Below are 24,468 nucleotides of genomic sequence, written 5' to 3'. Positions count from 1 at the left end.
GATGTCTGCTTCATCTTCGCTCCTCAGGGGCTACGATGAACCAGCCATCCTCCGTTCGTGAAGACCCTCAATCTGTCCCACAGGTGCTGACGTCGGACAACCTGCACGACGCCGCCGACGGTCTGTGTGGAGCCGGCCTCTAGGGTCAGGGTTCCGCCCGCCACGGTGAGGTTTCCGGACAGCGCCTGCGTGGAGCCGGCTCCCGTCGTCCAGGCGCCGCCGGCCTGGGTCAGGCTCGTGAAGCCGGTCACCGCCCCCATGAGGGTCCCGGTGCCGGAGAGCGTGAGGGTGTTGGTGCCGAGGCCCCGGGCGGTGATGTTGCCGCCGATGCTGGAGCCGGTGCCGAGGCTGACCGCGTTCACGGTTCCGGCGACGTCGAGGAAGCTGATGCTCCCGCCGATCCGGCCCGTGTTGGTCACCACCGCGTTGCCGCCACCGAAGGCGACCGTGCCGGTGATCGTTCCGGCGTTGGCGACGGTGCCGGAGCGGCGCAGGTTCACCAGGGTGGCGCCAGTCTGGAGATCCTGATCGAACAGCCGGATATCGCCCGAGACGACGCCGGTGGCGGTGTTTGTGAGGGTGGTGCTGTAGGCGCGCGGCGTCGTGGCATCGCCCACGTTCCCGGCGTTCAGCGCGTAGGTGGCGATCGCCGCCTCTCCGGCCGTGGTGTTCTGGATCGTGCCGCTGTTGTTGATCACGAGATCGGCCGCGCGCCCGTTGATCGCGCGGGTGTTGACCCCCGTCGCCGTGATGCGCCCGCCGGCCGCGTTGTTCACCACCAGGCGGTCGGTATCGTCGTCGGAATCGACGCCCGCGACGAGCGCGGTGGTGGCGGTTGCGGTCGGGGCCCGGGTGGCGCTGATGAGGCCCGTGTTGGTGATCGTGAAGAGCGTCGTGTTCTCGCCCGAGTAGATTCCGCGCGCGATGCCGTTTCCGTTCTGGACGACGCTGATCGTGCCGCCATTGGTCACGGTCGTGCTGGCGTATTGGGCGCCGTTGGGTGCGCTCGAATAGGCGCCATATAGCCGGGTCTTGGCGTTCCCCGCAGGTGCGACGAGGCTGATCGTGCCGGTATTGTTCAAGGTCGAGAGGTCGCCCGCGAGGTTGACGCCGAAATTGTCGCGCGCCTGGCCAGCCGGATTCGTGATGGTGCCCGCGTTGTTGACGAGGCTGCCGCCGCCGACGCGGATGTCGGTGAAGCTGGGATTGGCGCCGCCACTCGTCTGAACCGTCGCGCCGGGGGCTACGGTCACGGTCAGGCCCGTGGCGGCCGCGGGCGCGACGAACCCCGTCGACGTCCCGGAGCAGCCAATGGTCTGGCCGCTCGTCGGTGTCCCCGGTTGGCAATCGGCGCTCGCCTCGTAGATGAAAACAGACCAGGCCGGAACAGTCAGAAGCAACGAACGGCGCAACGTCAAGCCTATGCCTGCCATCGATTTGATACCCATAGTTTTGATTCACCCATGCCAGGTTTTTTACCGGCTAAGCGAGCAAAAAACTCCGTGGAGTGTGCGAGCCAAGTGTAATCCACGTGATCTACAAAAAATCTATTTCAATAAAAAATATCACATCTACTTGGAAACAAGACATCGGCATCACCCGGGCTCGGGAAGGTCAAGTAATCTTGGAATGGTCTTTCGGAAAGAATGGCAGGACGATCTGGCATTCCGCGGTCATGCCGGCGGCGGCCCCCGACACCTCGAAGCGCGCGGTCGGCGGCGGCCATCGGGACGGCTCCCACGTCAGGTCCCGTCAAGCACCGGGATCAGGGCTTCCCGGAAGCCCGCGAACTCGACCGTGCGCCAGCGGTAGCACTGATAGAACCGGACGCGCCCGCTGGTGACGGCCTGGACGGGGATCATGAGGTCGAAGCCGGCGGAGCGTGCCAGCGCGGTCCCGAGATGCGCCTCGATGTCCGGCCGTTCGAGAGGCGCGCCGATGCAGATCCGGCTTCGTCCGTTCTCCTCCCAGCGCGCCACCACGCACAGGGCGGAGCCGAGCCCGCGCAGAAACGCCCAGCCCTGGCACCGGATGGACCGGACGTCGTCCTCGGCGGTGAGCGTGACCGCGTTGAGGTTCGGCGCCCGGCGTATCACCTTGATGAAACGCCGCCGGAAGGCCGCGGGGAGGGTCTCGGTGTCCCGACAGCGCCCGTGCCCCTCGCGGACCTGAAGCCGGTCGGGCAGCGCGATCGCCGGGCCGGTCCCGCGGCCGGTGCGCAGGAGGACCTCGTAGGGGTCCGGCCGCAGGTCATTCAGCGCCGCGACGAAGCGGAGCGTTCCGTCCGAGGCGGCATGCGCGTCCGCGTCGAGCCGGAGCCTCGCGCCATCGGGACTCTGGAGCCAGACCTGGACCGCCTCCGCTGGGACGTCGGGCAGGCAGGCCTCGAAGGCCCAGACCTCCGCGGCCGAACCGACGAGCACGCCGTCGCAATTGGGCAGGTTCTGCCGGATCCGCCGGGGCACGCCTCTGCGCGGAGTCTCCCAGTCCGGGCCGGCCCCCTGCGCCGCCCGGAAGTGGCCCGCCCGCGCCGCGCCGAGATCGCTCGCGGCGAAGATCCGAAGCAGCCCGCGGGTGACGATCCGGTGGGTCGCCGTCACCTGGATCAGGTCCACCGCGTGACTTCCGAAACTCAGACCCGCAAGGTCGACCTGTCCGGCGAAGCCCGCGTCCCGCGCCGCGAGGGTCCGTAGATGGTCCAGCACGTCCTGCCGGCTCTCGGTCGCAAGGGGGGCGTAGGACGTGCTCGTGCCGTCGCTGAAGCGCAGATAGGTCCGGTAGGGTCCCCGGCTCTCCGACAGGTGCATCCAGCCGCGCAGGGAGAGGCTCTGGAACACGACGGCGTTCCCGCTGCGATCCAGGCGCCGGCGCTGATCGGTCCAGAGGGCGTCGATGGCCCAGGCGAGGGCCGGATGGCTCAGCGGACGTTCCAGGGCGGGCTTGGCCGCGTCCGCCTCCGGCAGGGCGTCGATGCGGGCGACCGCCGGGAAGGTCTCGGGGAAGCCGCCGCCATCCGAGAGACGGCTCCGGTCCCAGAGGATGTCGTTGCTGACCCAGGACGGCGCGTTCACCTGAAGCGCGAGGTCGTCGAGGGACAGGTCGTAGGCGCCCGGGCGCCGGTTCGGGACCCGCTCGTGCGGGCAGGGCCGCTGCGCGATCAGGACGGCATACAGCCGGTGCAGAGCGTCGAGATGCGCGTCCACCGACGGGAAGGCCTTGCGCCGGATGGTGGTGCGCATCGCCGCGAGCTGCTCCCGGTCGAAGAGGAGGGCCAGGAGCTTCGCCCGGACCGCGCCGGGATCATGCGGCGGCACCCGGAAGCCATCGATCCCGTCGCGGACCCGTTCGGCGGGCGCGCCGAGGTCGCTGACGATGGGCACGAGGCCGGCCTGCCAGGCCTCCGTGAGTGCGATGAGGAAGGTCTCGGGCCAGGTCGAGAGGTGGAGGGAGACGTCGCACCCCTGCAGCTGGGCGACGATGCCGCGCTGCTCGTAGGGGCCGTGGACCGTCACGCGCTCCGCCGGCAGGCCGCGCAGGCGGCCCGCATGGTGGGGGCTGACTTGGCCGTGGATCCGGAACCGGATGGGATAGCCCTCGCAGGTGCGGATCAGCTCGATCACGTCGTCCCCGCCCTTGTGGTGGGTGAAGTTGCCGATCACCGCGACCACGAGGGACGCGGGGGCCTCCGCCGCGGTAGGTGCCTCGGGGGGTGCGGCGGCCGGCGTCGGGACCAGCATCGCGATCTCGACGACGCGGTCGGGGGCGATCTGCGGATGGAAGGCCCGCAGGTAGGCACCGGTGGCCGGGGTGCTCGTCACGAAGGCGTCCACCGCGCCGACCACCTGCCCCAGGAACGCATCCCGGCGCGCCTTGGCGCCGGCGGGATAGTTGTGGCTGGCGGCGAGGCACGCGTCGCATTGCTCCCGGCCGCGATGAACGACGTCGCAGAAGCGGCCGTTGTGGTCGAGCAGGAGCCAGCGCTCGCAGATCAGGTAATGGTCGTGGAGGTGCTGGACCACCGGAACGCCGCAGGCGCGCGCGATGAGCGGCAGGCTCAAGGGCCAATGCAGCAGATGGTGGATGTGCAGCAGGTCCACCCGATGCTCGAACAGGATGCGGGCGAACTGCCCCTCAACGTTCCGGTCGGTGAGCCGGGGCAGGCCGACGGCCCCGCCGGGCAGGTTGAGCGCGACACCGGGGCCTTCGAGGCGCATCTCCCAGGTCTCGCCGCGGAAGACCGGAAACAGGAAGAGCAAGTCGTAGCGGTCGCCGAGCCCGGCGAGGGCCTCCTGGTAGACCTCGACGCCGCCGCCCTCGCGATGGCCCAGGCGGTTGTGCGTGAGAATGAGCACGGTCCTGCGCGGGGCCGAGGCGGGGGGGCGCTCGCCGCGGGCGGAGGCCGTGCGCCGGTCGGGGACGGCCCGCTCCAGCATCGTGGCGATTCGATGGTCGTAGAGGTGCTCGGCCAGCGTCCGGGCGCGCGCGGCGCGGGCCTGGGCGAGCCGTTCCTCGGGGACCGACAGCATGCGGGCGATGGTCTCTGCGGCCTGCGCGTCGTCCGTGCAGAGCTGGAATTCCGTGCCGGCGGCATAATAGTCCCGCACCTCCGGCTCGGGCGACACCATAACCTGGAAGCCGCCGGCGAGAGCGGTCTCGAACAGGCGCGGGGGCGGGGTCGATCCGGCCGCCTGCTCGGCGGCGCTGCCGGAGAAGACGCGCGGCAGGGTGAGGACGACGCGGCTGCGGTTGGCCAAGCGTGCGAAGTCGAGATTGCCGCAGCGCCAATCCGTGGCGAGGGAGCGGTCATGCAGGTCGGGCGGCCCGATATGGACGTTCCAGGGCAGGGCGATCTTGACCCGCAGGTCGGCGGGCAGGAGCCCCAGGATCGTGTTCAGGCTCGCGACCCGGTTGGGCCAGGCGGTCCCGACGAAGAGCAGGTCGTAGCGGTAATGGCGGTCGTCCGCGCCGACCGCGAAATTTTGGAAGAGCGGGCTCGCGGCCAGAGGCAGGTGGACGGCGCGGCCCTCGTAGGCGGCGACGCTTCCGCGGTCGTTGGTGAAGACGATGTCGAAGCAGTCGGAGAAGCGGACGTTGGACGCACGCTCGTAGGGATCCTCGGTGGTCCACAGGATGCTGAGGCGGGCCAGGCGCGCGAGCCGGCCGAGCAGGGGCGCCTGCATCCGGGCGCCGCCGAAGGCCAGGACCGTGTCAAGCCCCTCCGCCAGGAAGGTCGCGAGGGCGTCGCCGTGATGCGCGACCACGACGCGCGCCACGCCGGGGTGGCGCCGCAGCGCGTCCGCGATGGCCAGGACGATGTAGTGGTTGTGCGTCCGCGGCTCGGTATCGAGGAGCAGGATCGAGAGATCCGTCATGCGCGCGCCGATCCGCGCGGCTCCGGACGGGGCACGGCAAGCAGATCTTCCAGGTTCTCCGGCGCGGGGCGGGCCGGGAGGCCGCAAAGTTCGAGGATGCGCCCGGCACGGCACGCATAGGTGTGATCTCTCAGAGCGCGCCGCTGCGCCCGCTCGGCGATGGCGAGGATCGCGGCCGGCTCGTCCCGAATCCGCTCGAGGGCCCGGGCGATGTCGCGGGAGCCGTCGACGAGTAGAATCTCCTCGTCCGGCTCGAAGGCGTCGCAGATCTCCAGACCGGTCGCGAAGTAGAGTTGCGTCGAGCCCGACAGCGCCACCTCGAAGGTGCGCGGTCCCGGCGTCGCCTGCGGCAGGGCGAAGCGCCGGTTTGCGATGTCGAGATCGCGGCCGATGTTCAGCGTCAGCCAGGCGGCGGCGGCGTGGTCGGCCATCTCGTCCGCGGTCAGTCGTCGGTTGTGCGCGCAACGCAAGTCGGCCGGCCAGTCGCAGCCGAGAATCTCCACCGGGTGGCGGGACAGCAGATCGTCCGCCCGCCGGAGGAGCGCGACCCGGTTCGGATAGGCGACGCCGCAGAAGAAGATCGCGATGTCGCGCGGCAGGCTCGGGTGGATGGGACGCAGGTGCCGCGTCGGGGACGCGGCCAGCGGCAGGTGGTGCACCGACCCGTGCCGGTAGTGATGGACCGCCCAGCTGTCGTTGGAGAGGACGATGTCGGCCAGGAGCTCCGCCTTGAACGCGTAGTCGAACTCGTAGGGATCCTCGGTCAGCCAGAAGGCGAGCTGGGCTCCCACGGCGTCGACGGATCGGCGCAAGGCACCGAGGCCGGCCGCATCCGGCACGAGGCTGCCGACGGCGACCACCAGCTTCGGACGCAGGCGACGCACCCTCTCGCAGGCGAGCTCTAGGGGCGCCTGCCCGACTGCGGCGCCTCCCAAGCGCTCGCTCAGTCCTTCGACAAGGTAAGTTCTGATGGCAGGATTGATATTGACCGCATCAGATGTCGTGCCAGTTACGAGAACTTCGATCGTATCCGGATAAATGTGAGATGCGAAATTCATTTATTCCGTCGATTGGCGTGTGGCGTTGCGAGGGTTTGACTTCCTTCTTAGAAAAGCAATAACTTCGTTTTCGAAAGCTGTCTATGTAGACGAGTGTCGACAACGTAATCGGGAAAGATGAGTAAGAGCGGTATTGCTTTTCGGCAAGACGATCGGGAGAATTCGGCAATCGGAAGCGGGTCCGGTGCGCAGGGAGCGGGCGGCGTTGCCGGGACGGGCGGCCCGGGCACCCTCACGGCAGCCAATATTCTCCTGCCGGTCGCGGAGGCTGTGTCCGGAGACGTTCTCCTGCTCGGATCGGTGGCGCCGAGCCTCCACGCCCATGCCGCGGCGCTGGCCGGATCGCTGACTGCCCACGCGCGGCGGCCGCCGGAGGCCGACCCGGTCGACGGCCCCCCCGCCTATGATACGATCCTAGCCTTCGATCTCTTCGCCCCGGCCGACGAGGCCGTCCCGCTTGCGCTGCGTGCGCTGCGGCGAAGCCTGCGGCGGGACGGACGGCTGATCCTGGCGCTGGGGACGAAGCCGCCGGGACGCGGCGCCTCCGCCGCGGGGCAGCACGGATCCCGAGATCCGGGCGGCGGGCCGGGCGCCTGGGCCTGCCTGCGCCGAGCCCTGGAGGCGGCCGGATTCCCGCACCAGCACTGGTGGTATCCGTTTCCGGACCATCGCGGCGCCCGCACCGTCCTGTTCGAACGCGGCCTGGCTCTCGGGTCCGGGCTGGATGCCGCGGCCCTGGCGGGGGACGCCTCCGGCGAACGCCGCGCTTGGCGGCGCATCGCAGAGGCCGGCGGACTAGCGGACCATGCGCCGTCCGCGCTCGTCCTGGCCTCGGCCGTCGGGCTCCCGGCGGAGGAGCGCCTCGCCCTGCAGATCGGCCACGAACGGCGGCCGGAATTCAACAAGGTCGCCACGATCCTGACCCGGGCGGAGGGTCCACCGGAGGTTCGGCGCGTGCCGCGCCGGCCCGGATTGCCGCGCTGCGTGGCCGGCGTCACCAATCGATTCCCGTCCGAGGCCCTCGCGCCCGGCCAGCCCTGGCCCGAGGCCCTCGAGGCGGTGCTTTCCCGCGACGGCTGGACCGAGTCCGACGTGGCGACCTGGGCCGAACGCTGGATCACCGCCGTCCGGGCCGCGTTTCCGGAGGCCGATCCGGGCGGCCGGTCGCCGGATGCCGCCACGCTCCTGCCCGGTCATGCCTTCGATGCCATCCCGCGCAACCTGCTGGTTCATGGAGGGGAGGCCACCTTCATCGACCTGGAATGGACGCTCGACGCGCCCCTCGACCTCGGGCACCTGCTCGTGCGCGGTCTCGTCGACACCTTCCTCACCACGCCGATTCGGGGCTGTCCCGCACCGGGGCTCGACCCGACCTTCCTGACCTTGCTGCGCGCGTGCACCGAACCGCTCGGAGACGGCCTCTCCGATGCCGGGATCGCCGAGCGCCTCGACCGCGAGGCCCATTTCCAGCGAGTCGTGGGCGGGCATGACCCGAAGCGCAACTTCGCGTGGCTCGCGGCCACCCATCCCCTGTCCCGCTCGCAGCTGCTCCTGCGCGCGACGACCCTGGCGGACGAGGTCGCTGGGCTGCGGAGCGAGCGCGCCGCGCTCGTCGACGCCCGTGACTCGGCGCAGGCGCAGACCGACCGCGTCATCGTCTATGCGGCGGAACGGGATCGCGAGGCGGAGCGCCTGGAGGCCGCGCTGGCCGCAGCCGAGGCCCGTCTCGCGGGGCCGCCGCCCAGGCCCCCCGGCCCGGCCATCCGCCTCGGCCGGGCCGTCCGGGGCCTCGTCCCGTGGAAGCGGACCTAGCGCGATGCGCCTCCTGGTTGCCTGCGATCATCTGGCCCTGACCGGAGGCCTGATGCGGTTCGAGCGCGTCGGGCAGGTGCTGGCGCGTTGGGGCGGCGAACTCGCCTTCCTGTGCCTCGGCGAGGGCGTCGACGATCGGCCGGCCGGCTTCGCGAGCACGCTCCGGCACCTGTCGCGCGCGGCGGCGCTGGAGGAGACCTGGGACGCCGTCATGGTCCCAGGCGGCGGCTTTCCCGATGCCATCGTGGCGCGCCTCGCGAGCCTGCGAGACCCTCGCCTGGGCCTGCGCGTCCAACATTTCCTGAACGGTCCCGGCCGCCGTGACGCCTATCAGCGCGTGACGCAGGCCTTTGAGCCCGACCTGATCGTCGTCAACAACGCGCATTGGCCGGAGGCGGATCTCGCCGCGTTTGGCCGGCCGTTCCGCCGGGTCGTCGGCGGGGTCGACTCAACCCTGTTCGCGCCGCCCGTCGCCCGGCCGCCGCGCACCGGGCGATATCGTCTCGGCGCCATCGCGAACAAGAATCCGGCAGCCCTCTTGGACGCCCTTCGCGCGCTCGGCGCCGCGTGGGAGCTGCACTGGTTCGGCCGTCCCGACCCGCGCGAGCCGGCGCCTCCGGACGACCTCCTGGCATCGGGCCGGATCGTTCGGCACGGTGCCTTGTTCGGCGAGGCGCTGGCCGCGTTCTACGCCGGCCTCGACGTGTTCTGCAGCGCCGAGTTGCAGGCGGGCTGGTGCAACCCGGCCGCCGAAGCCATGGCCAGCGGAACGCCCCTCGTCACCACGCCGCACGGCACCCTGGCCTTCGCCGAGCACGACATTACCGCGCGGGTGATCGAGATCGCCACGGGTCCCGCCATCGCGGCGGCCGTCGAAGCCGTGCGGACCGATCCCGAACGCGCCGCGCGATGCGCCCGTGCCGGGCGCGCCCGCATCCGCGACCTTACCTGGGAGGCCTATACGGCCGATCTCCTGGCGGCGATCCGCGGCGGGCTCGCGGATGGGACCGCTCCGGCCTGGGCCACGGCGCGCATCGCCGCGCTCGTGGCCGAACACGGTCCGGCACCGGACGATTTCGACGCCGCCGGATACCTTCGCCTGCACGCAGATCTCGCGGCCCTATTCGGGCGCCCGTGGCAGGGCCTGCTGCACTACCTCGAGCATGGACGCCGCGAGGGCCGCCTCCATCCCTCGACGCGAAGCCGCGCGCAGGAGAAGGCCGCGCAGGCCGGGCGCATCGCCCTCGTCCTCGACGGGCTCGACGGCTCCGGCAAGTCCAGCATCGCCCGGGAAGTCGCCGGACGGATTGGCGCGACGGTGCTCGATCCCTTCGGCGGCCGGATCGGCGGCCTCATGGTCCTCCTCGCCGAGCGGGGCGCGCATGCCCTGGCCGACGACGTCGCGCATGCCGCCGTAGCGCTGGCCCTGCAGCAGGCCCCCGACGGCCCGGTGGTCTTCGATCGGCACTGGTTCACCGCGTCGCAGCTCCTGTCGCCGGCCTACCGGGCCGGCTGGGCACCCCACCCCCGCACGGTCATGTGCTGGGCGGATCGGCCAACGACGGTGGCCCGCCTGGTCGCGCGCGGGGATGCCCAGGCCCACGCGCGCATGAGCGTTGAGCGGATCGAGACCTACCGGCGCCTGGCGGACGAGCTCGGTCTTCCCCTCCTCGACACCTCGCGCATCTCTCCGGCGCTGGCCGCCGAGCGGATCCTCCGGGACTGGTGGGCGAGCCCGCCCCCGCCATCTGGGAGCGACTCGCAGGCGCACCCGCCGCCTCCGCGGGCGGGGGACCAGGAGGGGCCGTTCGGCCCCCGCGCGGGCGGCGCCGGCCCACCCTAACGGTCACGCCGTCCGCCGCGTCCGCCGTTCAGCGGACGCTCGGATCGGCGGCGAGACGAGCGCGGATGGCTTCCTTCAGCCCGCCCTCGAACAGCAGCGCCGAGCCTTAATGGTACTCGATGTCGAAGGCGCGGCGCGAGTTCATGGACAGGAAGGCGCTGTGCTGGGCGAGGAGGCGGCCCTCGGCATCGAACACAACCCAAGCCGGAGCCGCCATAGCCGTTGTTGCAGTCGTGGCGGACGCGCCGGATCGCATCCTCGCTCGGCGGGTCGACCCGGTGGATTGCCAGCCACCTATCGATGTCTCCGACGCAAGCGTCGGCTTTCTCAACTCGGTACCCGAAAGCAGACGGGCAACTAGCCTGAAGAGTTTCGGGCGCCGTGAGGCGTACGAAAGTCGTGGAAGAACGAACCCGCGGGATGGCGGGCGTAGAGTTATGGGGATTTTGGCAGACCGTCGTCCCCAACGAGGGACGGAAGGCGCCTGAACACCGTCGCCCGGCTGCCTGATCGCTCCCGGATTGTCCGGTCTCCGGCGTTTAGCGGAGCGCGACAGGGTCGGGCGACAGCGTTCGAGAAGACCATTCCGGCGTTCGGCACGCGGAGAGGCGTGCCCCGAGGTGCGGCTCCCCGGGTGGTTGGTGGCATCAGGCCATGCCGGGTCATGGCGTACACACCCGGTTCGGGGCGGGGTGGAACGGCGGCCCACGGGGCTGGTACCAGCCCGCGAAGGCGCCGACGGTTCTCATGGGACCGCCGCAGCGGGGGCAAGGCGGTCGAACGTCGGACGCAGCGTCTCGGGTGTCCGGTTCAGGGTCGGTGGATCGCGGCGGGGCCGGTGTGCCGAGGATCGCGCGGATGTAGGCCAGACCGGCCTTCCGGTTCGAGCCGGCGAGGAAGCCGTAGTGCCGGATGCGGTGGAAGCCGCGCGGTAGGACATGGAGGAGGAAGCGCCGGATGAACTCCGTGGCGGACAGGGTCGTGACCCGCGCCTGCCCGGCTTCGGCGCGGCGGTAGTCCTTGACGCGGAAGCTGACGTTCGCCCCGTCGAAGGCGAGGATGCGCCGGCTGGAGATGACGACGCGGTGAGTGTAGCGCGCCAGGTAGGCGAGCACCGCTTTCGGCCCGGCAAAGGGCGGCTTGGCGTAGACCACCCAGCGCTTACCGCGCACCGGGGCGAGCGCGCGGACGAAGGCCTTGGCGTCGGAGAGTGGGGCTAGGGTACCGAAGAAGACGAGCGTCCCAGCCTCTTGGAGGGCGGCGAGCCCTTCGAGGAACAGGCGGCGGAACAGCATGCCCAGCACCCGCACCGGCAGGAGGAAAGCAGGGCGCGACGCGACCCATCGGGTCCCGTCCGGCGAGAGGCCGCCGCCGGGCACGATCATGTGGAGATGGGGATGGTGGGTCATGGCCGAGCCCCAGGTGTGGAGCACGGCGGTGAGGCCTATGCGGGCGCCGAGATGCTTCGGGTCCGCGGCGATCCGCGTCAGGGTCGCGCTCGCTGCCCGGAACAGCAGGTCGTAGACGGCAGCCTTGTTCTGGAAGGCGATGGCGGCGATCTCGGCGGGCAGGGTGAAGACGACGTGGAAGTAGCCGATCGGGAGAAGGTCGGCCTCGCGCGCGGCGAGCCAGTCGCGCGCCGCCGCGCCCTGGCAGCGTGGGCAGTGCCGGTTGCGGCAGGAATTATAGGCGACGCGCAGGTGGCCGCACGCGTCGCAGCCCTCGACATGCCCGCCGAGGCTGGCCGTGCGGCACTGCTCGATCGCCGCCATCACCTTGAGCGCGGCGAGGTCCAGGTGCCCGGTCCCATCGGCGCGATAGGCGGGACCGGCGGCGCGGAAGACGTTGGCTAGTTCGATTGTGGCGGGCATCGCCTCAACCCGGTGCCGGGCAGTCCGTGTGGAACAGGGCGAGCCTGTCGAGGGGGCTCGTCACGGCCCGCACCGTCCGGGTGGCGACCTTGGCGTAGAGCGCCGTCGTGTCGAGCCGGGCGTGTCCCAGCAGCACCTGGATGACGCGGATATCGACGCCGTCCTCCAGAAGGTGGGTCGCGAAGGAGTGGCGCAGGGTATGGGGACCGACACGCTTGGGGATCCCGGCCGACCGGGCCGCTTCCACCACGACGCGGTGAAGCTGGCGCGTGCTGATCGGCCGGGCCCAGTCCTGTCCGGGAAACAGCCAGCCTTCGCGATGCAGGACGTTCTGCCGGTGTCCCCCGGTCCACCAGCGCCGCAGGAGACCCAGAAGATCGGCCGACAGCATCGCGTTGCGGCCGCGGCCGCCTTTGCCACGCTCGACCCGCAGGAGCATGCGCGTCGAGTCGACATCGCTGACCTTGAAGCGAGCCGACGGCTGCGGCGGGAACGGCAAAGATGGTCATGGGATGGCTCCACCCGGATGAAAGGAGCCACGATCGTCCGCCCAGGTCGGGCGACGCTCAATCAGCGCAGGGCGCTCGTCTCAATCCGAAAACCTCGAAGCTGCCACCCATCCCGCGCGAGCGGGTTCGTTCTCCCACCCATTCCGGTCATGAGCCTAGAGGCCGACGTCCAGATCGACTCCTCAATCACAAAGCCCCGCGCCAGCGAGGGCTGCGGGGCCTCGAACACTAGACCCGGCCAGCGCGTCAGGCAGCCTTCTTGCTGCCCCGGGCCTTCCGGGTGCTCATTCTCGTCACGATCGGCGATCCGTCCGAGGCCGAATAACTTCGCCAGCTCGGATCGGCGCGCCGCGTACTCCGGAGCGACCATCGGGTAGTCAGCCGGCAGGCCGTAACGCTAGCGGTGACTCTGTGCGTCCAAGCCGTGCACCCCGAGGTGGCGCTGCAAGGTCTTGTAGGTCTTCCTGTCCAGGAAGCTGACGATGCCATCCGGCGTGACGGACTTACGAATCTGCGCAGCCGTCGGCTTCTTGTGCTCATCCGTGCTAAACGAACGTGATGTCCTTCGTAGTTCGGCGGCAATTCAAGTAGTGCCGTCTCGCGCAAGGATGCTTGCTCGCTCGAACCGCTGCCTAGCTGAAGCTTCGACTCGGGAGAGTCCAAGTTTCTGAGCCATGAGACGGACGCGATCGGCCTCGGAGACATCGGAGCGTAGAGTCAGCGCGAGACCCACAAGCTCCGACATCGGCGTATCGGCGTGATTGTGCACGCCGACGTCGGCCGCACGGTAGGCACAGCTCACCTGCGGCTGCGTATCCGGAGGCCAGAGGACTGTCCGACCGTCGTCCTTGCTTTGAGCAATGGCAGGTCCGATCTGGTCGAGGACGGCTTCGCGAATGAGCGGGCCAACGCGCTGGAGTCCATGGGCGCGTGCAATACGTCGCAGCAGGACATCCTCGTAGATGGGTCCCTCCAGGCTAACGACATGCTCCACCAATGACCTGAGCACGGTCCGGTAGGAAGCATCGTAGAAGCGAGCGGGTTCGATCGGCAGACCGAGTTCTGCTAGGTCGGCGAGCCTATAACCCTGCGAATCTTGAACCGAGTCGATCGCGGTCGAGAGGTTCTCCTGCAGCGTGAGCTGATCCGCATAGAGGCGCGGCGAGCTCGGCTCGTCCGGAGCTTGGTCATCGCTCATCGGTTCCGGTAGCGTTTCTCCAACAAATCCGATGAGCGCCGGCTCGGCAACAGGTTCAAGGTCGTCGGGCTCTGAAGGGGTAGGTGCAGCGGATCCTTCGGTCAGAGCCGCCTTGGCGGCCTGCGCGCGATCCAGCTCCAAGTCCTCCCGCAGACGCTGATCGAGCTTGGCGAGCGCGCCCTCCGCGTCCATCCACCACTCGGTGCTCCAGACCCGGCGGATGCGCCAGCCAAGATCGGTTAGCACGTGCTCGCGCAGGCGGTCTCGGTCCCGTGCCGTGGCCGAGCTGTGATAGGTCGCACCATCACACTCGACTCCTGCGAGGTAGCGGCCATGGGCGTCCGGATGCACGATCCCGAGATCGACCCGGAAGCCCGACACACCGATCTGGGTGTGTACAATCCAGCCCTTCGCCTGGAGCGCGGCGAGCACCGCGGCTTCGAAGGGTGATTCGACGTCGCCGCCGGTCGGTGCGAAGGCTTCGGCGAGCGCCCGCGCGCCGCGGTCGGCGAATTCGAGGAAGTGCTTGAAGTCGCGCACGCCACGCGCCCGGGTGCGACCGAGATCGATCTGCTCGGGTCGAAGCGAGGCAAAGACCAAAAGCTCGCGTCGGGCGCGGGTGATGGCGACGTTGAGGCGGCGGTGGCCGCCGTCCTTGTTCAGCGAGGACACGGTGGTGACCGGCCGACCCGTCTGATCCGGGCCGACCGCGACCGAGAAGATGATTGCGTCGCGCTCGTCGCCCTGCACGTTCTCCAGGTTCTTCACGAAAACCGGCTCGTGCCAGCGGTCCTTATCGAAGAACGGCTCTAGCTCCGGGTACGACCGCCGCTGCTCGTCAAGCAGGTTCTCAATCAGGCGCTGCTGCTCGCCGTTGAAGGTGACGATGCCGAGCGAACGCCGCTCCTCGACGAAGCCCGGCTCGCGCAGGCGACGCACAATCTCGGCGACGACGGCCCGGGCTTCGGGCCGGTTCACCCGGCCCGAGCCGCGCTCGTAGACGCCGTCCGGCACCAGGGTCAGCCGCACGGCCCGATCGTCGGTCACCGGGGACGGGAAGGTGACGAGCCGGCCGCCGTAGTAGTGGGCGTTCGAGAAGGCAATCAGGCTCTCGTGACGGCTGCGGTAATGCCAGTCGAGGTTCCGCCGCGGGATGTTGGCCGCAAGGCATTCATCGAGGATGGATTCCTGGTCCGAGACGTCGCTGCCATCCTCGATGTCGTCGACACTGCGATCGCCGACATTGGTCGGCGGCAACTGCTCGGGGTCGCCCACGATCACGACCTGCTTGCCCCGTGCGATCGCACCGACGGCGTCCCAAGGCGAGATCTGCGAGGCCTCATCGAAGATGACGACGTCGAACGGCTCCTTGTTGGGGGGCAGATACTGCGCGATCGAGAGCGGGCTCATCATCACACAAGGGGTGAGCCGGGTCAGCGCTGTCGGCATCCGGCCGAAGAGCTTGCGCAGCGGCATGTGCTGCGTCTTCTTCGTCAGCTCGTGCGAGAGCGTGCCCCATTCCGGATCGGCCCCGAAGGCGGTAGGGCCGGGTATGCCGCCGCCGAGACGCGAGCGTACGACCTGCTTCGAGAGTTCGGTGACGCGCCGGTCTGCCGCGCGAAATCGAGCGATCGAGTCCTCATGGCGCTCCGGCAGAAAGCGGCGCAGCACCGAGTCGTGGCTGACGACGCGATCGATCCACCAGCGCGCATAGGCGGTCTCGAATGCCGCATCGGCCCGCTCAGGAGCGACGCGGCCCTCCTCCAACGCCTCGATCAGCGGAGTGAGGCCGCTGCCCCTCGCGTTGTGCGCGGCGGCCTGCCACGCGCACCAGCCCTGGGCTCGGCCGAGCCCGGAGGCCCAACGTTGCGCCAGTGCGGTGCTGCGCTCGATCCAGCCGAGCTCTGCCGACAAAGGCTCGTCAGGGTCGGCGCGCCCGGCCAGGTGACCGAGTGCCTTCATCGCCTCGGTGGCGCGCGCACGATCCTGCGCGAAGGCACCGTAGGCCTGCGCGATACGACCGCCCTCGGCCAGCGCCCGCGCCTGCCGCTCGACGAGCTGCACGAGAGTGTCACGCAGGCCATCGTTGCCGAGCGAGAGCGGTCCCAGAATGTCGAGAAGTTGCTCGACCTTCTCGGCCCAGGCAATCGCCGGCTGGAACTCGGCGACCGGCATTTCCGGGTTGCTCCACGGGAGCCCCAGCCGGGCAAGGACAAGCTCCTCCAAGCAGCCCGCTTTTACATGCCGGGCAACGTCGATCAGACCGGTGAGATCCGGTCCCATATCCTCCGGCAGCGTACCCTCGGCGTAGGGCTGGACCTGCAGTAGAACGCGCTTCAACCGTCCGCCGCGCACTATGAAGTTGGATCCCTGCGCCGTGACCCACTCCGCCAAAAGGCCTGCGAGGTTCTGGTCGAGGATGCCTATCCGGATCGGCACGGAAAGGTGCGTTGGCGCTACCGTGCGAAGGGCCGGAAGGCCGTTCCGCTTCCGTCCGGTGGTCCAGGGTCTGACGGCTTCCGGGAGGCCTATGAGGCAGCTGTTGCAAGCCGGCCGGCCGTTGCTGCGTCCCGGTCGGCTGCGGGCACTTTCGACGCCCTGATTGCAGCATTCTATAGCTCGGCCGCATGGACGAATCCGCATAAGATCGTCGACAGCACCCGCGCCACCTACCGCGGCATCCTTGAGCGCTTCAGGGCAGAGCACGGATCCAAAAGAGTCGCGCATCTGCGGACCAAGGACATCCGCCGGTTCATGGATCAGAAGGCGGAAACGCCGGCTGCCGCCAACAACATGCTGCGTATGCTTCAGATGCTAATGGCGTTCGCTGTCGAGCGGGAAGTGGTCGACATAAACCCGGCTCTCGGTATCAAGCCGCTCCCGATGAACCCGGAGGGGTTTCACACATGGACGGATGCTGAGCTTGACCAGTTCAGGTCGGTGCATCCGATCGGGTCGCGAGCGCGGCTTGCCTTCGCGCTCATGCTCTCTCTCGGCCAGCGAGGCAGATCCGATGTCACCCGGTTGGGCCGCCAGCACGTCCGATACGGCCGGATCATCTTCAAGCAGAAGAAGACCCAGCGCGGCGGAAGCGAGCTCAGCATCGCCATCGACGACGAATTGGCGGATGCGATTGCCGCCATGCCCGCCACGAACCTCACGTTCCTTGTGACCCGCGACGGTGCGGCCTTCACGCCTGCGGGTTCGGGAATTGGTTCGGAGACATGGTCTGGGCCGCAGGCCTTCCGAAGCGCTGCGTTGCCCATGGCCTGCGAAAGGCTGCCGCCCGGCAGTTGGCCGAGACCGGTGCGACAGAACGCGAGATTATGGCTGTCACCGGTCACCGCACCTCGAAAGAGGTGAGCCGGTACACCCGAGCAGCGTCTCAGCCGCCTCTCGCGGATGCTGCCCAGGCGAAGCGTGCCAGGGCAAAACGCGAACAAACATTGGCGAACCAGGGTGATGAGTTCGCCAATCCCATGCCTAAACCACTGAAAATAAAGGTGAATTAGATGTACATGGCGGAAGGGGTGGGACATTCCACGCCAACCCATCAAACCGTTAATTTTCAATGACTTAGCAGATGCCTGACGGCACTCCTGTAGCGCGAAACTGTAGCACAAGCTCACAGCAAGGCGAGTTGGGCGGAGCACCAGGGAATCGAACCCCCATCATCATCATCCGAGCGTCATCAGGAGTGGTCTGTCTCTCACAAGAGAAACCGCCAATCATAGGCGAGGCTTTCCCCCTGACTATGACTGACGGTCGTTTCTCGTCCTAGCCAGCGTCCTTTTCAGCGGAACGCTAGCGGGCAGCTAGTGAGGCCAAATGCCAAGCTCAAACCAGCAGAAGTGCACCCGCGTCAGGAGCATAGAAGGCAATACCCTCTAACTTGTAATCCTGGCTCGTTTGAACAACCGAGTCGCGCTCTGCTTCTGATGCCGTGAAGAAGTGCCCACCAGTCTTAGCGTTGAAGAAGCGATAGACTGCGTCGGTAGCTTCCCCCTGATCGACTTGGAAATCGTAAAATCCAATGCCTTCAAGCTTGTAATCGCGGTTGGTGGCGATCACTTCGTCGCGCTCACCTTCTGAGGTTGTGAAAAAGTGCCCACCTGTCTTTGTGTTAAAGAAGCGGTAAACCTCCTCGGCAGCCTCAGTCACCTTCGTGTCGAAGGCACCAAAACCAACGCCCTCAAGTTTGTAGCTCTGATTCGTTTGAAGGACCGTATCTCTCTCGCCCTCAGAGGTCGTAAAGAAATGTCCGCCAGTTTTCGTGTTGAAGAACCGGTACACCTCCTCAGCTTGAGCCGAAGCTGTTCTGATGTTCACGGATGCCTGCCCAGCACCTCCTGCGTTTCCGGCTTCATCCGTGTAGCTCGAAGCTCCCACAGAGATGGTTCCAGTACCTTTGAAGTTGGAGTTGGGTGTAAATACACCAGTGAATGTGTCGCCATCAACCTGTGTGAAAGCACTCAGTGCCCCCTGACCAACGGTGACATCGGAAGCTGTGAAGCCAACGACCTTCTCACTAAATTGGAACGTTACGTTCGCCTTCTCGCCTGGGGTAAGATCGGCATCGCTCACTGACACTGTTACAGTTGGCGCCGTGATGTCTGAATCGACCCGCAGACGAACCGCCTGAACTCCACCGCCGTTTGGATCAGCAGTCTGTCCGCCAGCCGCAACTTGACCGCTGAGATCATCAAAGGTCGCAAGGATTACGCCGTTCGAGCCAGTCGTGAGATCAACATTGAATTGGTTGTCCGATGTGACCGTATTTACGAGGAGGTCTCCTCCGAGCTTAGAACCGTCAGCGGCGAAGGCTTGAGCCTTGATCGCGGTCCCGAGCGCATCCTGCTTTCCGGCAGAGTCTGCCAACCCGCTTGCATCAGTCCAACCGACGACAAACCCCCCGTTAGGTCCGGCGGTGATAGAAGGCTGGGATTGATCGCCAGCAGTCGCCGTGTTGACCAAGATGTCGTTCTGGCCGTTGACAGCCAATGGCGTACCTGCGGAGTCAAAAATTCGGACCTTGATCGCGGTACCGCTGGTATCGACAGCGCCGTTTATGTCCGCGCGCGTGCTGTCATCCCTCCATGCGACGGCAAAGTTTCCGTTGCTAAGAGCCGTGATAGCAACCTGATCTTGGTTTCCTGATCGGATGAAATTGAGCGGGTTATCAATAGTACCAATTTCGTTCCCGATCTTGGTTCCGGTTTGCCCGTTGAAGACCTGAGCATGGATACCGGCTCCACTCACATCGGTACCGACCCAAGCGATGACAAAATTGTTGTTCGTCAGCCCGGCAACGACCGGCGCGGTGGTCAGGGCGAAGAGTCCGCCTTGGGTGTCAGCTGTGAAGGGACCAACTGCAACAGTTCGTCCATTTGCTTCGATGATTTCCGCCTGAATATTCCCCGCGGTAGCATCGTGCCAAGCAACTACCGAACGGCCATTGGGCAATGCGGCAACATCCGGCGCTCGCTGATTGTTCGTACCAGATGCTAATACGAAGCGGGCATTATCGAGAATATCACCATCGGCCGTAATCAAGCGACCTACAATATCAAAACTATTGGCAGCAGTTTGCTCTGCCCATACGACCAAACCTCGATTCTGCGCTATGTTCGAGTCTGCTACATTGGCGAGCACGGCTGCACTGGGGTCAGCCTCGTTTGCACCCAGAAACCCAAGGCCGGGCGGTGCGAATTGTACCCCAGTAGGTCGAGCGTCTACGGAGCTCAGGAACCTAGCCTGAATATCCTGATCGTTGAACGCAAAGAAATCTTCAAAAACAACCGCTCCCTGACCATTTGAGAACAGTAGGCCAACTGCGTCCCCCTGGTATCCAGCAGCAGTGTCGACTGTTTGTGCATTTCCTGGCTGCGCATTAACTTGAACCTGAGGCTCATTAACACGGGATAATCCGACCATAGCTACACAGCCTCCGATGGGCACTAAGCGAATCGCAGCCCAAGCGGTTGTACTCAGATGTCAGAATCCAATTTTCGTCAATACGTAGATTATGGACTTTTCGGAATCTGTCTGCGCGTCCGACTTTTGGAATCGGTACTTACGTAGACTGGATACGCATTGCCACCTCACCTCATATGTTAATGAATATTTTTTGGATTAATTCAGATCGCGGAACGTGGGTGTGCATCGGCTGTGACAAGGCTAATAGCTGTCCCACCACTGCGGCATCCTTGGCGGACGAGTTTCGATCCGCGGGTATCTCTTCAGGTGGCTCATCTGCTGGTTCTCAGGTGAGCGAGCACCGTTCTCTGCGAAGAGACTATCTCCCGACCTGACGGCTCTTGGCGAACCCTGCCAATCCCTTAGCGCGCCGTTGAGCGAGCTTGCTCATACCCGCCTCAATGGCCTCAAGGTCCATCGTCTCAGGATCGAAGGGGCCACCGTACCACTCCAGCATCGCTTTCTTTTCGCGGTGCCAAGGCTTGGTCATCGCCTCAACAAAATCCTCGAACCCCCAGGTACCTCCAACGTCCTCGGGAGGCGCCCGCCGCTCGCCACCAACGAGGTGCGGATAGGGCACTGTTGGGTCCGCCTGAGTGACCTCCTCGACCGTCACCGTGTGCTGCCAGTTATCCCCGAAGTCGTAGGTGTAGACGAACTCCCTGAAGCCCTTCTCGATGATCACTCCAAGCTTCGTGGACTTCGCATCGCGAGTCTCAGGCCCATCGAACTCAGGGACGGGGATCGCGTACCGCCGGTCGCCCATGCGGAAGTCGAACAGGTGGTAGTCCTCGAACGGCATCGCCGCCTGGATGACCTCATGGAGGCCCTTGAGGCTGGTCGTGAGCGGCACATCGACAGTGCGCCAGATGGGCGGCTCGGTGTCGTTGAGGGTGATGCGCAGGCGCGCGATGCGATCCACGTAGCTCATGCAGCGAAGATAACCAGGGGAGAGCGTAGGGGCGCAAGGCCCCCTGCGGATGTGCGAAAATGGGAAGTGAGTAAGAGCAGGAGGGCTTGGACGGCAACGGCCGTGAAGCGGGTCTTAAAGCGGGTGGCGTGAGGCTGGTAACCCTAGATCGCGATAACCGCTCACTCCGCAACTGACGCAACGGTTTCTTCTCGCACGGCGTTTAGTCTGCCCTTCCCGGCGCCACGCGCTTGGTGTTCCCGAGTTGGCGCCACGTTGATGAGCACAGCCCCCGCCATGAAGGCGCACGACCCAGAGCCTCCAGTTGGCAGGCGTTCGTGGCGCACCAAGCTGGCTGCTGCCGCACGGACCATTCAGCGATTGCCTGTCCCACTTTTCCTCGCCCTCAGCCTCGTAGCGACAGTGGCATGGGTGGTCTTCCTTGCTTGGGCTGCCTTCAGCTTACTGCTGTTGTTCATTGGCTAGTTGTTGCAGTGCATCCGAAATACCGCAGAGCACAAATCTGCCTATTATTGGAACTTGTAACATTTGAGTACGTAGGTATTCTGAACGGCCATCACGTTGGTGTTACCATGCTTCTTATGTGCTTTGCCCTTCTTGGAGCCGCTGCGAGCCGTGCCTTTAGAGCGCCCGGCCTGTTGGCGCTCGTCTCGGTTCTTGCCATCGCCATTGGAGTGGAAGGCGCTCTCAGCCACCGGGCGCTCACGTCCGTGCTACTGAACGCAGTGCTGATGCTAGCGGCTGTCGAGTTCTCCTACCTCGCCGCGACCCTGCTTTGGGACGCGAAGGCACGGTCTCTCGCCTACTGGAAAGTTTGAGCAGAGGCGGGCTTCGCGCCAAGGGGCTGCCCGAACATTCCTACCGTCCTTCACCGAACCCATCAGCCTGTGGCGTGTTCCCCATCCGTTCTCATTGCGGATCGAAGGGGCATCACCGCGTGGCACCGAGAGACGATACCCAGCCACCCACCGCCTCCTGTCCCATCGAGGCCATCGCTCAAGCCTACCTTGTGACCACTGAGGGCAACGAAGGGCAGGCACTCCGCATCGCCATCACGGACGCCCTAGCGGACCTCATGGAAGGTGACAGGCGAGCACGGGCACACAGCCGACTCATCTCGCGAGGCTACGTGCGTGGTGCTAAGGACGATGCCGCCGAGGGGGCCTGACAGAGCGCTCTACTGTGCTCATAGAGCCATCCAGGGTGTCAGAAGCTGTAGCCAACTCTGAGCCGCATCTGATGTCGGTCGAAGCTCGTCAGATCGAGCGGCCCCGGCTCTCCAACCGCCTTTCCAGCCACCTGAAAGCTCCATGTGAACGATGCCCAGGCATGGGGCGTAAGGGTCGTGTAGATGGTCGGTCCGATGTAGACTGCCTGCCCAGCAAGTTGATCGAGCATCAGACCTTCGTAGGTGCGCGCGTAACGGGCCTCGCCGCCGACGAACAAGCCAGCTCGGACTTGGTAGGCAATGGCTCCGGCCAGCTCCGTGCTTGACCCAAGTACCAGCTCGTCTCCGCTGTTGAGCCGCGTAGACGCGAAGGCGAAGCCAGCGTTGAGGGCCGCAATGAGCTTGCCTGGGATCAGCTCGTAATCTGCAAGTAGCCCGACCTCTGTACCGAAGCTGCGCGCCCCCGCCCCAGAGCCACTATCCACGCCGCTGTAGCTCGGCACGATGTTGAGGGTGAGACCGAACGGGCCGGTTCGACGGTCGAGAAGGCGGAAGCGAGTTTCCAAGAACGCACCCGCGATGCCCCCGCTCAGGCGCATTGGCGTGCCAGGGGAACCAACATCGTAGGCATTGAAAGTGATGCCGGGGGCAAGCCGGAAGTCACTCGTCAGGGGCACCTTCAGTGCAAGCCCACTGTCGATTGCTACGAACCGCCCCAGACGTTTGCCCAGTCGTCCCGAGGTCTCCCATTCCAGCTCCGCTTCACCGGGCACGCCGAGGTCGCTGCCTTCCGTGAAGCCGAACAGGTGCTCACTGTCGATGTCGCCAGGAGTGAGGTTTTCAGCGGCGGTCGGTAGTGACTGAGCCAGGATGGCCGATGACAAAGGCACCTGTCCGGCGGACAGTACCGTGAACGCGAGCACCCCAGCAGAAGGTAAGCGCACTTTTCGGCACCACGGACCCCACATGGGTTACAACCTTAATCATAGCACTTGCTATACGAGTTAGGCGCAGCTGTGCCCCTCAGTCAATGCCCCTCTGCACTTCTCGTGAAGCGACCCTGAGGAGCACGCCATGAACATGCTGACCGCCATCCCGAACGGGCTCACGATGTCGAGCCGGGAGATCGCAGACCGCACTGGAAAGCGGCACGACAACGTCATGCGGGACGCCCGCGTCATGCCGATCGCGCTGCATGGTGCAGCCAACCTCCTCAGATTTGAGGGCGTCTACCGAGATGCGAAGGGTGAGGAGCGTCCGATCTACAACCTCCCCAAGCGCGAGACGCTGATCCTCGTCTCGGGCTACTCAGTGACCATGCGGGCCGCGATCATCGACCGCTGGCAGGAGCCGGAGGCGCAGCAGGCACCTCGCATCCCCACGCACGTGGAGGCACTCAGACTGGCCGTTGGGGTCATCGAGGAGACCAGCAGCAGGGTTTTGCAACACGGCTGGGGATTATTTTCAGCGAGTTGGTAACCGCCACACGCACCACCACACGACCGCTGCTGACTGCTAACGCGCATTTCATGGCGCAGTTAGATCAGTGAGTTACGTGAGATTTCATGGATAGCACACCGGGCATGAAGTCTCGTGTGTATGGACCAACGCATACTTTTCGCTGATTACCATGCTTGACGATGCTGTAAGTGGCTGTGACATGGGCACTCATCCGAAGCACTTTTATCTGCAGTTGCATCTCCGTGGAACATCCTATCCCATCAAACGACATCGCGAAGCTCATCAAGATCGTGCGCCAAGCGCGGCTTGCGGGGAACGTGAAGCGTCCAGACGGCAAATGGGTGGACTTGATGTCCCCTCAAGCGCTCCAAATCACATTGGAGATCGCCCAGCATCCGGGGATCACCATGAAGGAACTCATGGACGCATCCGGTATCGCTTTGGGCTCTGTATCAAGAAACCTCATGGCTCTCGGGGAATGGCACCGATCAGACATGCCAGGCCTCGGGTTGGTCGAAGCCGTTGACGACCCCCGTGAGTACCGGAGGAAGGCAGCCTTCCTCACCAAGAAGGGTCGCAAGTTCGTGTCTGATTTGGTCAGCATCCAGACGGGGGAACGGGTCACCGTTGCAGCGCCATCCGCTAGGGAGTGGGCGTTCCAGATTGATGCAGTTTAGATCAAACAAATTAAGTTGCGCTTGCTGTAAGGGTGATGAATATCCCACCGGTGGATAGTTGATGTGAGCATAGAAGCACTTTCTGCGTCGCCAGACAACAAGGCATCAGGCCGCATTGATTGCACGGGAACTTACATCAATAAGCGGAGCCGTGCGCTGTGCGCCAATCCCGGCGAGCGCCTGAGACCACAACAATGCAAATCCTCGGTTTCGTTTGTGAAAAGCTGTACCGTAGCTGCTTCGTTAAGGTGCCGCTCCTTGGCGAGTTCTGGGCTGAGACCTCCTCCGTCGTGCGAGGACGTTGGTGGGCAGACTACATGGTGCAGGGCAGTGCGCTGTGCTTCTACCTGGGCAGCACCCACATCGTGCTGTGTCCATCCTCATGGATGGTGAGCGCCTTCACCAGCGGTGGTGACGTGGTCCCAGCCGCCTGACCAACCCTACTGAACTGGAGGCTACCAGCGGTCGCTATGCTGGCGCGGTAAACAGCCATCTGTCTGTCGTCAGATGATTTGGGACATTCAGCGGTGTTCAGGAGCGGAGGCTCTGGTCCATCTGGGGTAAGAGGTTAGGCAGCCTGCGCGTGATGGCG

15 protein-coding genes and 3 pseudogenes are annotated in these 24,468 nt (G+C 65.8%); 7 read left to right on the top strand and 11 right to left on the bottom strand.

The features are described 5' to 3' along the window. Positions 1-23 precede the first annotated feature (23 nt). The 3 genes from ASG51_RS11935 to ASG51_RS11925 form a co-directional block, all read right to left on the bottom strand. A complete protein-coding gene (locus ASG51_RS11935) occupies positions 24-1,253 on the bottom strand; it encodes a hypothetical protein (protein ID WP_156389690.1) in 1,230 nt (409 codons plus the stop codon). Between the two features lie 489 nt (positions 1,254-1,742). After that, entirely contained in the window at positions 1,743-5,372 is a 3,630-nt protein-coding gene (locus tag ASG51_RS11930; protein ID WP_056381039.1) for a glycosyltransferase, read from the bottom strand. Further along, complete coding sequence (locus ASG51_RS11925) at positions 5,369-6,256, bottom strand: glycosyltransferase (protein WP_244476398.1); 888 nt, start codon at positions 6,254-6,256, stop codon at positions 5,369-5,371. Before ASG51_RS11925 ends, ASG51_RS11930 begins: the two co-directional genes overlap by 4 nt. Positions 6,257-6,700: 444 nt before the next feature. Here ASG51_RS11925 and ASG51_RS11920 point away from each other — a divergent pair, with 444 nt between their 5' ends. After that, the gene (locus tag ASG51_RS11920; protein WP_056381036.1) at positions 6,701-8,242 is read left to right on the top strand and encodes a hypothetical protein; all 1,542 of its coding nucleotides are present in this window, start codon (positions 6,701-6,703) and stop codon (positions 8,240-8,242) included. Positions 8,243-8,246: 4 nt separating this feature from the next. Next, complete coding sequence (locus tag ASG51_RS11915) at positions 8,247-10,085, top strand: glycosyltransferase (RefSeq protein ID WP_082513986.1); 1,839 nt, start codon at positions 8,247-8,249, stop codon at positions 10,083-10,085. Between the two features lie 109 nt (positions 10,086-10,194). Here the strand turns inward: ASG51_RS11915 and ASG51_RS23415 are convergent. The 5 genes and pseudogenes from ASG51_RS23415 to ASG51_RS11895 all read right to left on the bottom strand — a co-directional run. Next, positions 10,195-10,369 (bottom strand): annotated as a pseudogene (locus ASG51_RS23415) (serine protease); the annotation flags it as partial. A 378-nt stretch (positions 10,370-10,747) separates the two neighbouring features. Further along, complete coding sequence (locus tag ASG51_RS11910) at positions 10,748-11,956, bottom strand: IS91 family transposase (protein ID WP_056381035.1); 1,209 nt, start codon at positions 11,954-11,956, stop codon at positions 10,748-10,750. Between the two features lie 4 nt (positions 11,957-11,960). After that, positions 11,961-12,422, bottom strand: a pseudogene (locus ASG51_RS11905) (tyrosine-type recombinase/integrase); the annotation flags it as partial. A 350-nt stretch (positions 12,423-12,772) separates the two neighbouring features. Beyond that, positions 12,773-13,048: pseudogene (locus tag ASG51_RS25055) on the bottom strand (MucR family transcriptional regulator); the annotation flags it as partial. After that, the gene (locus tag ASG51_RS11895; RefSeq protein ID WP_244480137.1) at positions 13,049-16,102 is read right to left on the bottom strand and encodes a DUF3320 domain-containing protein; all 3,054 of its coding nucleotides are present in this window, start codon (positions 16,100-16,102) and stop codon (positions 13,049-13,051) included. A gap of 6 nt (positions 16,103-16,108) precedes the next feature. On the opposite strand from ASG51_RS11895, the gene ASG51_RS25050 reads away from it, so the two are divergent. After that, positions 16,109-17,026, top strand: a complete 918-nt coding sequence (locus tag ASG51_RS25050; protein WP_244480136.1) for a site-specific integrase — start codon at positions 16,109-16,111, stop codon at positions 17,024-17,026. 474 nt (positions 17,027-17,500) lie between these two features. On the opposite strand, the gene ASG51_RS24140 is transcribed toward ASG51_RS25050, so the two are convergent. Both ASG51_RS24140 and ASG51_RS11880 read right to left on the bottom strand, forming a co-directional pair. Beyond that, entirely contained in the window at positions 17,501-19,597 is a 2,097-nt protein-coding gene (locus ASG51_RS24140) for an Ig-like domain-containing protein (RefSeq protein ID WP_156389689.1), read from the bottom strand. 361 nt (positions 19,598-19,958) lie between these two features. Beyond that, positions 19,959-20,570 (bottom strand): plasmid pRiA4b ORF-3 family protein, encoded by a 612-nt coding sequence (locus ASG51_RS11880; protein ID WP_056381026.1) that lies wholly within the window; start codon positions 20,568-20,570, stop codon positions 19,959-19,961. Positions 20,571-20,977: 407 nt separating this feature from the next. On the opposite strand from ASG51_RS11880, the gene ASG51_RS24135 reads away from it, so the two are divergent. Beyond that, a complete protein-coding gene (locus tag ASG51_RS24135; RefSeq protein ID WP_156389688.1) occupies positions 20,978-21,388 on the top strand; it encodes a hypothetical protein in 411 nt (136 codons plus the stop codon). 119 nt (positions 21,389-21,507) lie between these two features. Beyond that, positions 21,508-21,738, top strand: a complete 231-nt coding sequence (locus ASG51_RS25045) for a hypothetical protein (protein ID WP_082513984.1) — start codon at positions 21,508-21,510, stop codon at positions 21,736-21,738. Between the two features lie 38 nt (positions 21,739-21,776). Here the strand turns inward: ASG51_RS25045 and ASG51_RS11870 are convergent, their stop codons facing one another. Continuing rightward, positions 21,777-22,628 (bottom strand): hypothetical protein, encoded by an 852-nt coding sequence (locus ASG51_RS11870; RefSeq protein ID WP_244480138.1) that lies wholly within the window; start codon positions 22,626-22,628, stop codon positions 21,777-21,779. A 184-nt stretch (positions 22,629-22,812) separates the two neighbouring features. Between ASG51_RS11870 and ASG51_RS11865 the strand changes: the two genes are divergently transcribed. Together ASG51_RS11865 and ASG51_RS11860 are read left to right on the top strand one after the other, a co-directional pair. Further along, positions 22,813-23,217 carry a Rha family transcriptional regulator gene (locus ASG51_RS11865; protein ID WP_244480135.1) on the top strand — a complete coding sequence of 135 codons (405 nt, stop codon included), beginning with the start codon at positions 22,813-22,815 and terminating at the stop codon, positions 23,215-23,217. Positions 23,218-23,441: 224 nt separating this feature from the next. Further along, the gene (locus tag ASG51_RS11860) at positions 23,442-23,876 is read left to right on the top strand and encodes a MarR family winged helix-turn-helix transcriptional regulator (protein WP_156389687.1); all 435 of its coding nucleotides are present in this window, start codon (positions 23,442-23,444) and stop codon (positions 23,874-23,876) included. The last annotated feature ends 592 nt before the right edge of the window (positions 23,877-24,468 follow it).

It is taken from the genome of Methylobacterium sp. Leaf465 (genome assembly GCF_001424705.1).
Lineage (GTDB): Bacteria > Pseudomonadota > Alphaproteobacteria > Rhizobiales > Beijerinckiaceae > Methylobacterium.
This window is presented reverse-complemented; position numbering and strand designations above follow the sequence as displayed.

What these genes read in the sequence shown, in the direction of transcription:
- ASG51_RS11930 (WP_056381039.1), bottom strand. Translation starts at nt 5,372, where the DNA reads ATGACGGATCTCTCGATCCTGCTCCTCGATACCGAGCCGCGGACGCAC.
- ASG51_RS11915 (WP_082513986.1), top strand. Translation starts at nt 8,247, where the DNA reads ATGCGCCTCCTGGTTGCCTGCGATCATCTGGCCCTGACCGGAGGCCTG.
- ASG51_RS11910 (WP_056381035.1), bottom strand. Translation starts at nt 11,956, where the DNA reads ATGCCCGCCACAATCGAACTAGCCAACGTCTTCCGCGCCGCCGGTCCC.
- ASG51_RS24140 (WP_156389689.1), bottom strand. Translation starts at nt 19,597, where the DNA reads ATGGTCGGATTATCCCGTGTTAATGAGCCTCAGGTTCAAGTTAATGCG.
- ASG51_RS11880 (WP_056381026.1), bottom strand. Translation starts at nt 20,570, where the DNA reads ATGAGCTACGTGGATCGCATCGCGCGCCTGCGCATCACCCTCAACGAC.
- ASG51_RS24135 (WP_156389688.1), top strand. Translation starts at nt 20,978, where the DNA reads ATGGGTGGTCTTCCTTGCTTGGGCTGCCTTCAGCTTACTGCTGTTGTT.
- ASG51_RS11865 (WP_244480135.1), top strand. Translation starts at nt 22,813, where the DNA reads ATGAACATGCTGACCGCCATCCCGAACGGGCTCACGATGTCGAGCCGG.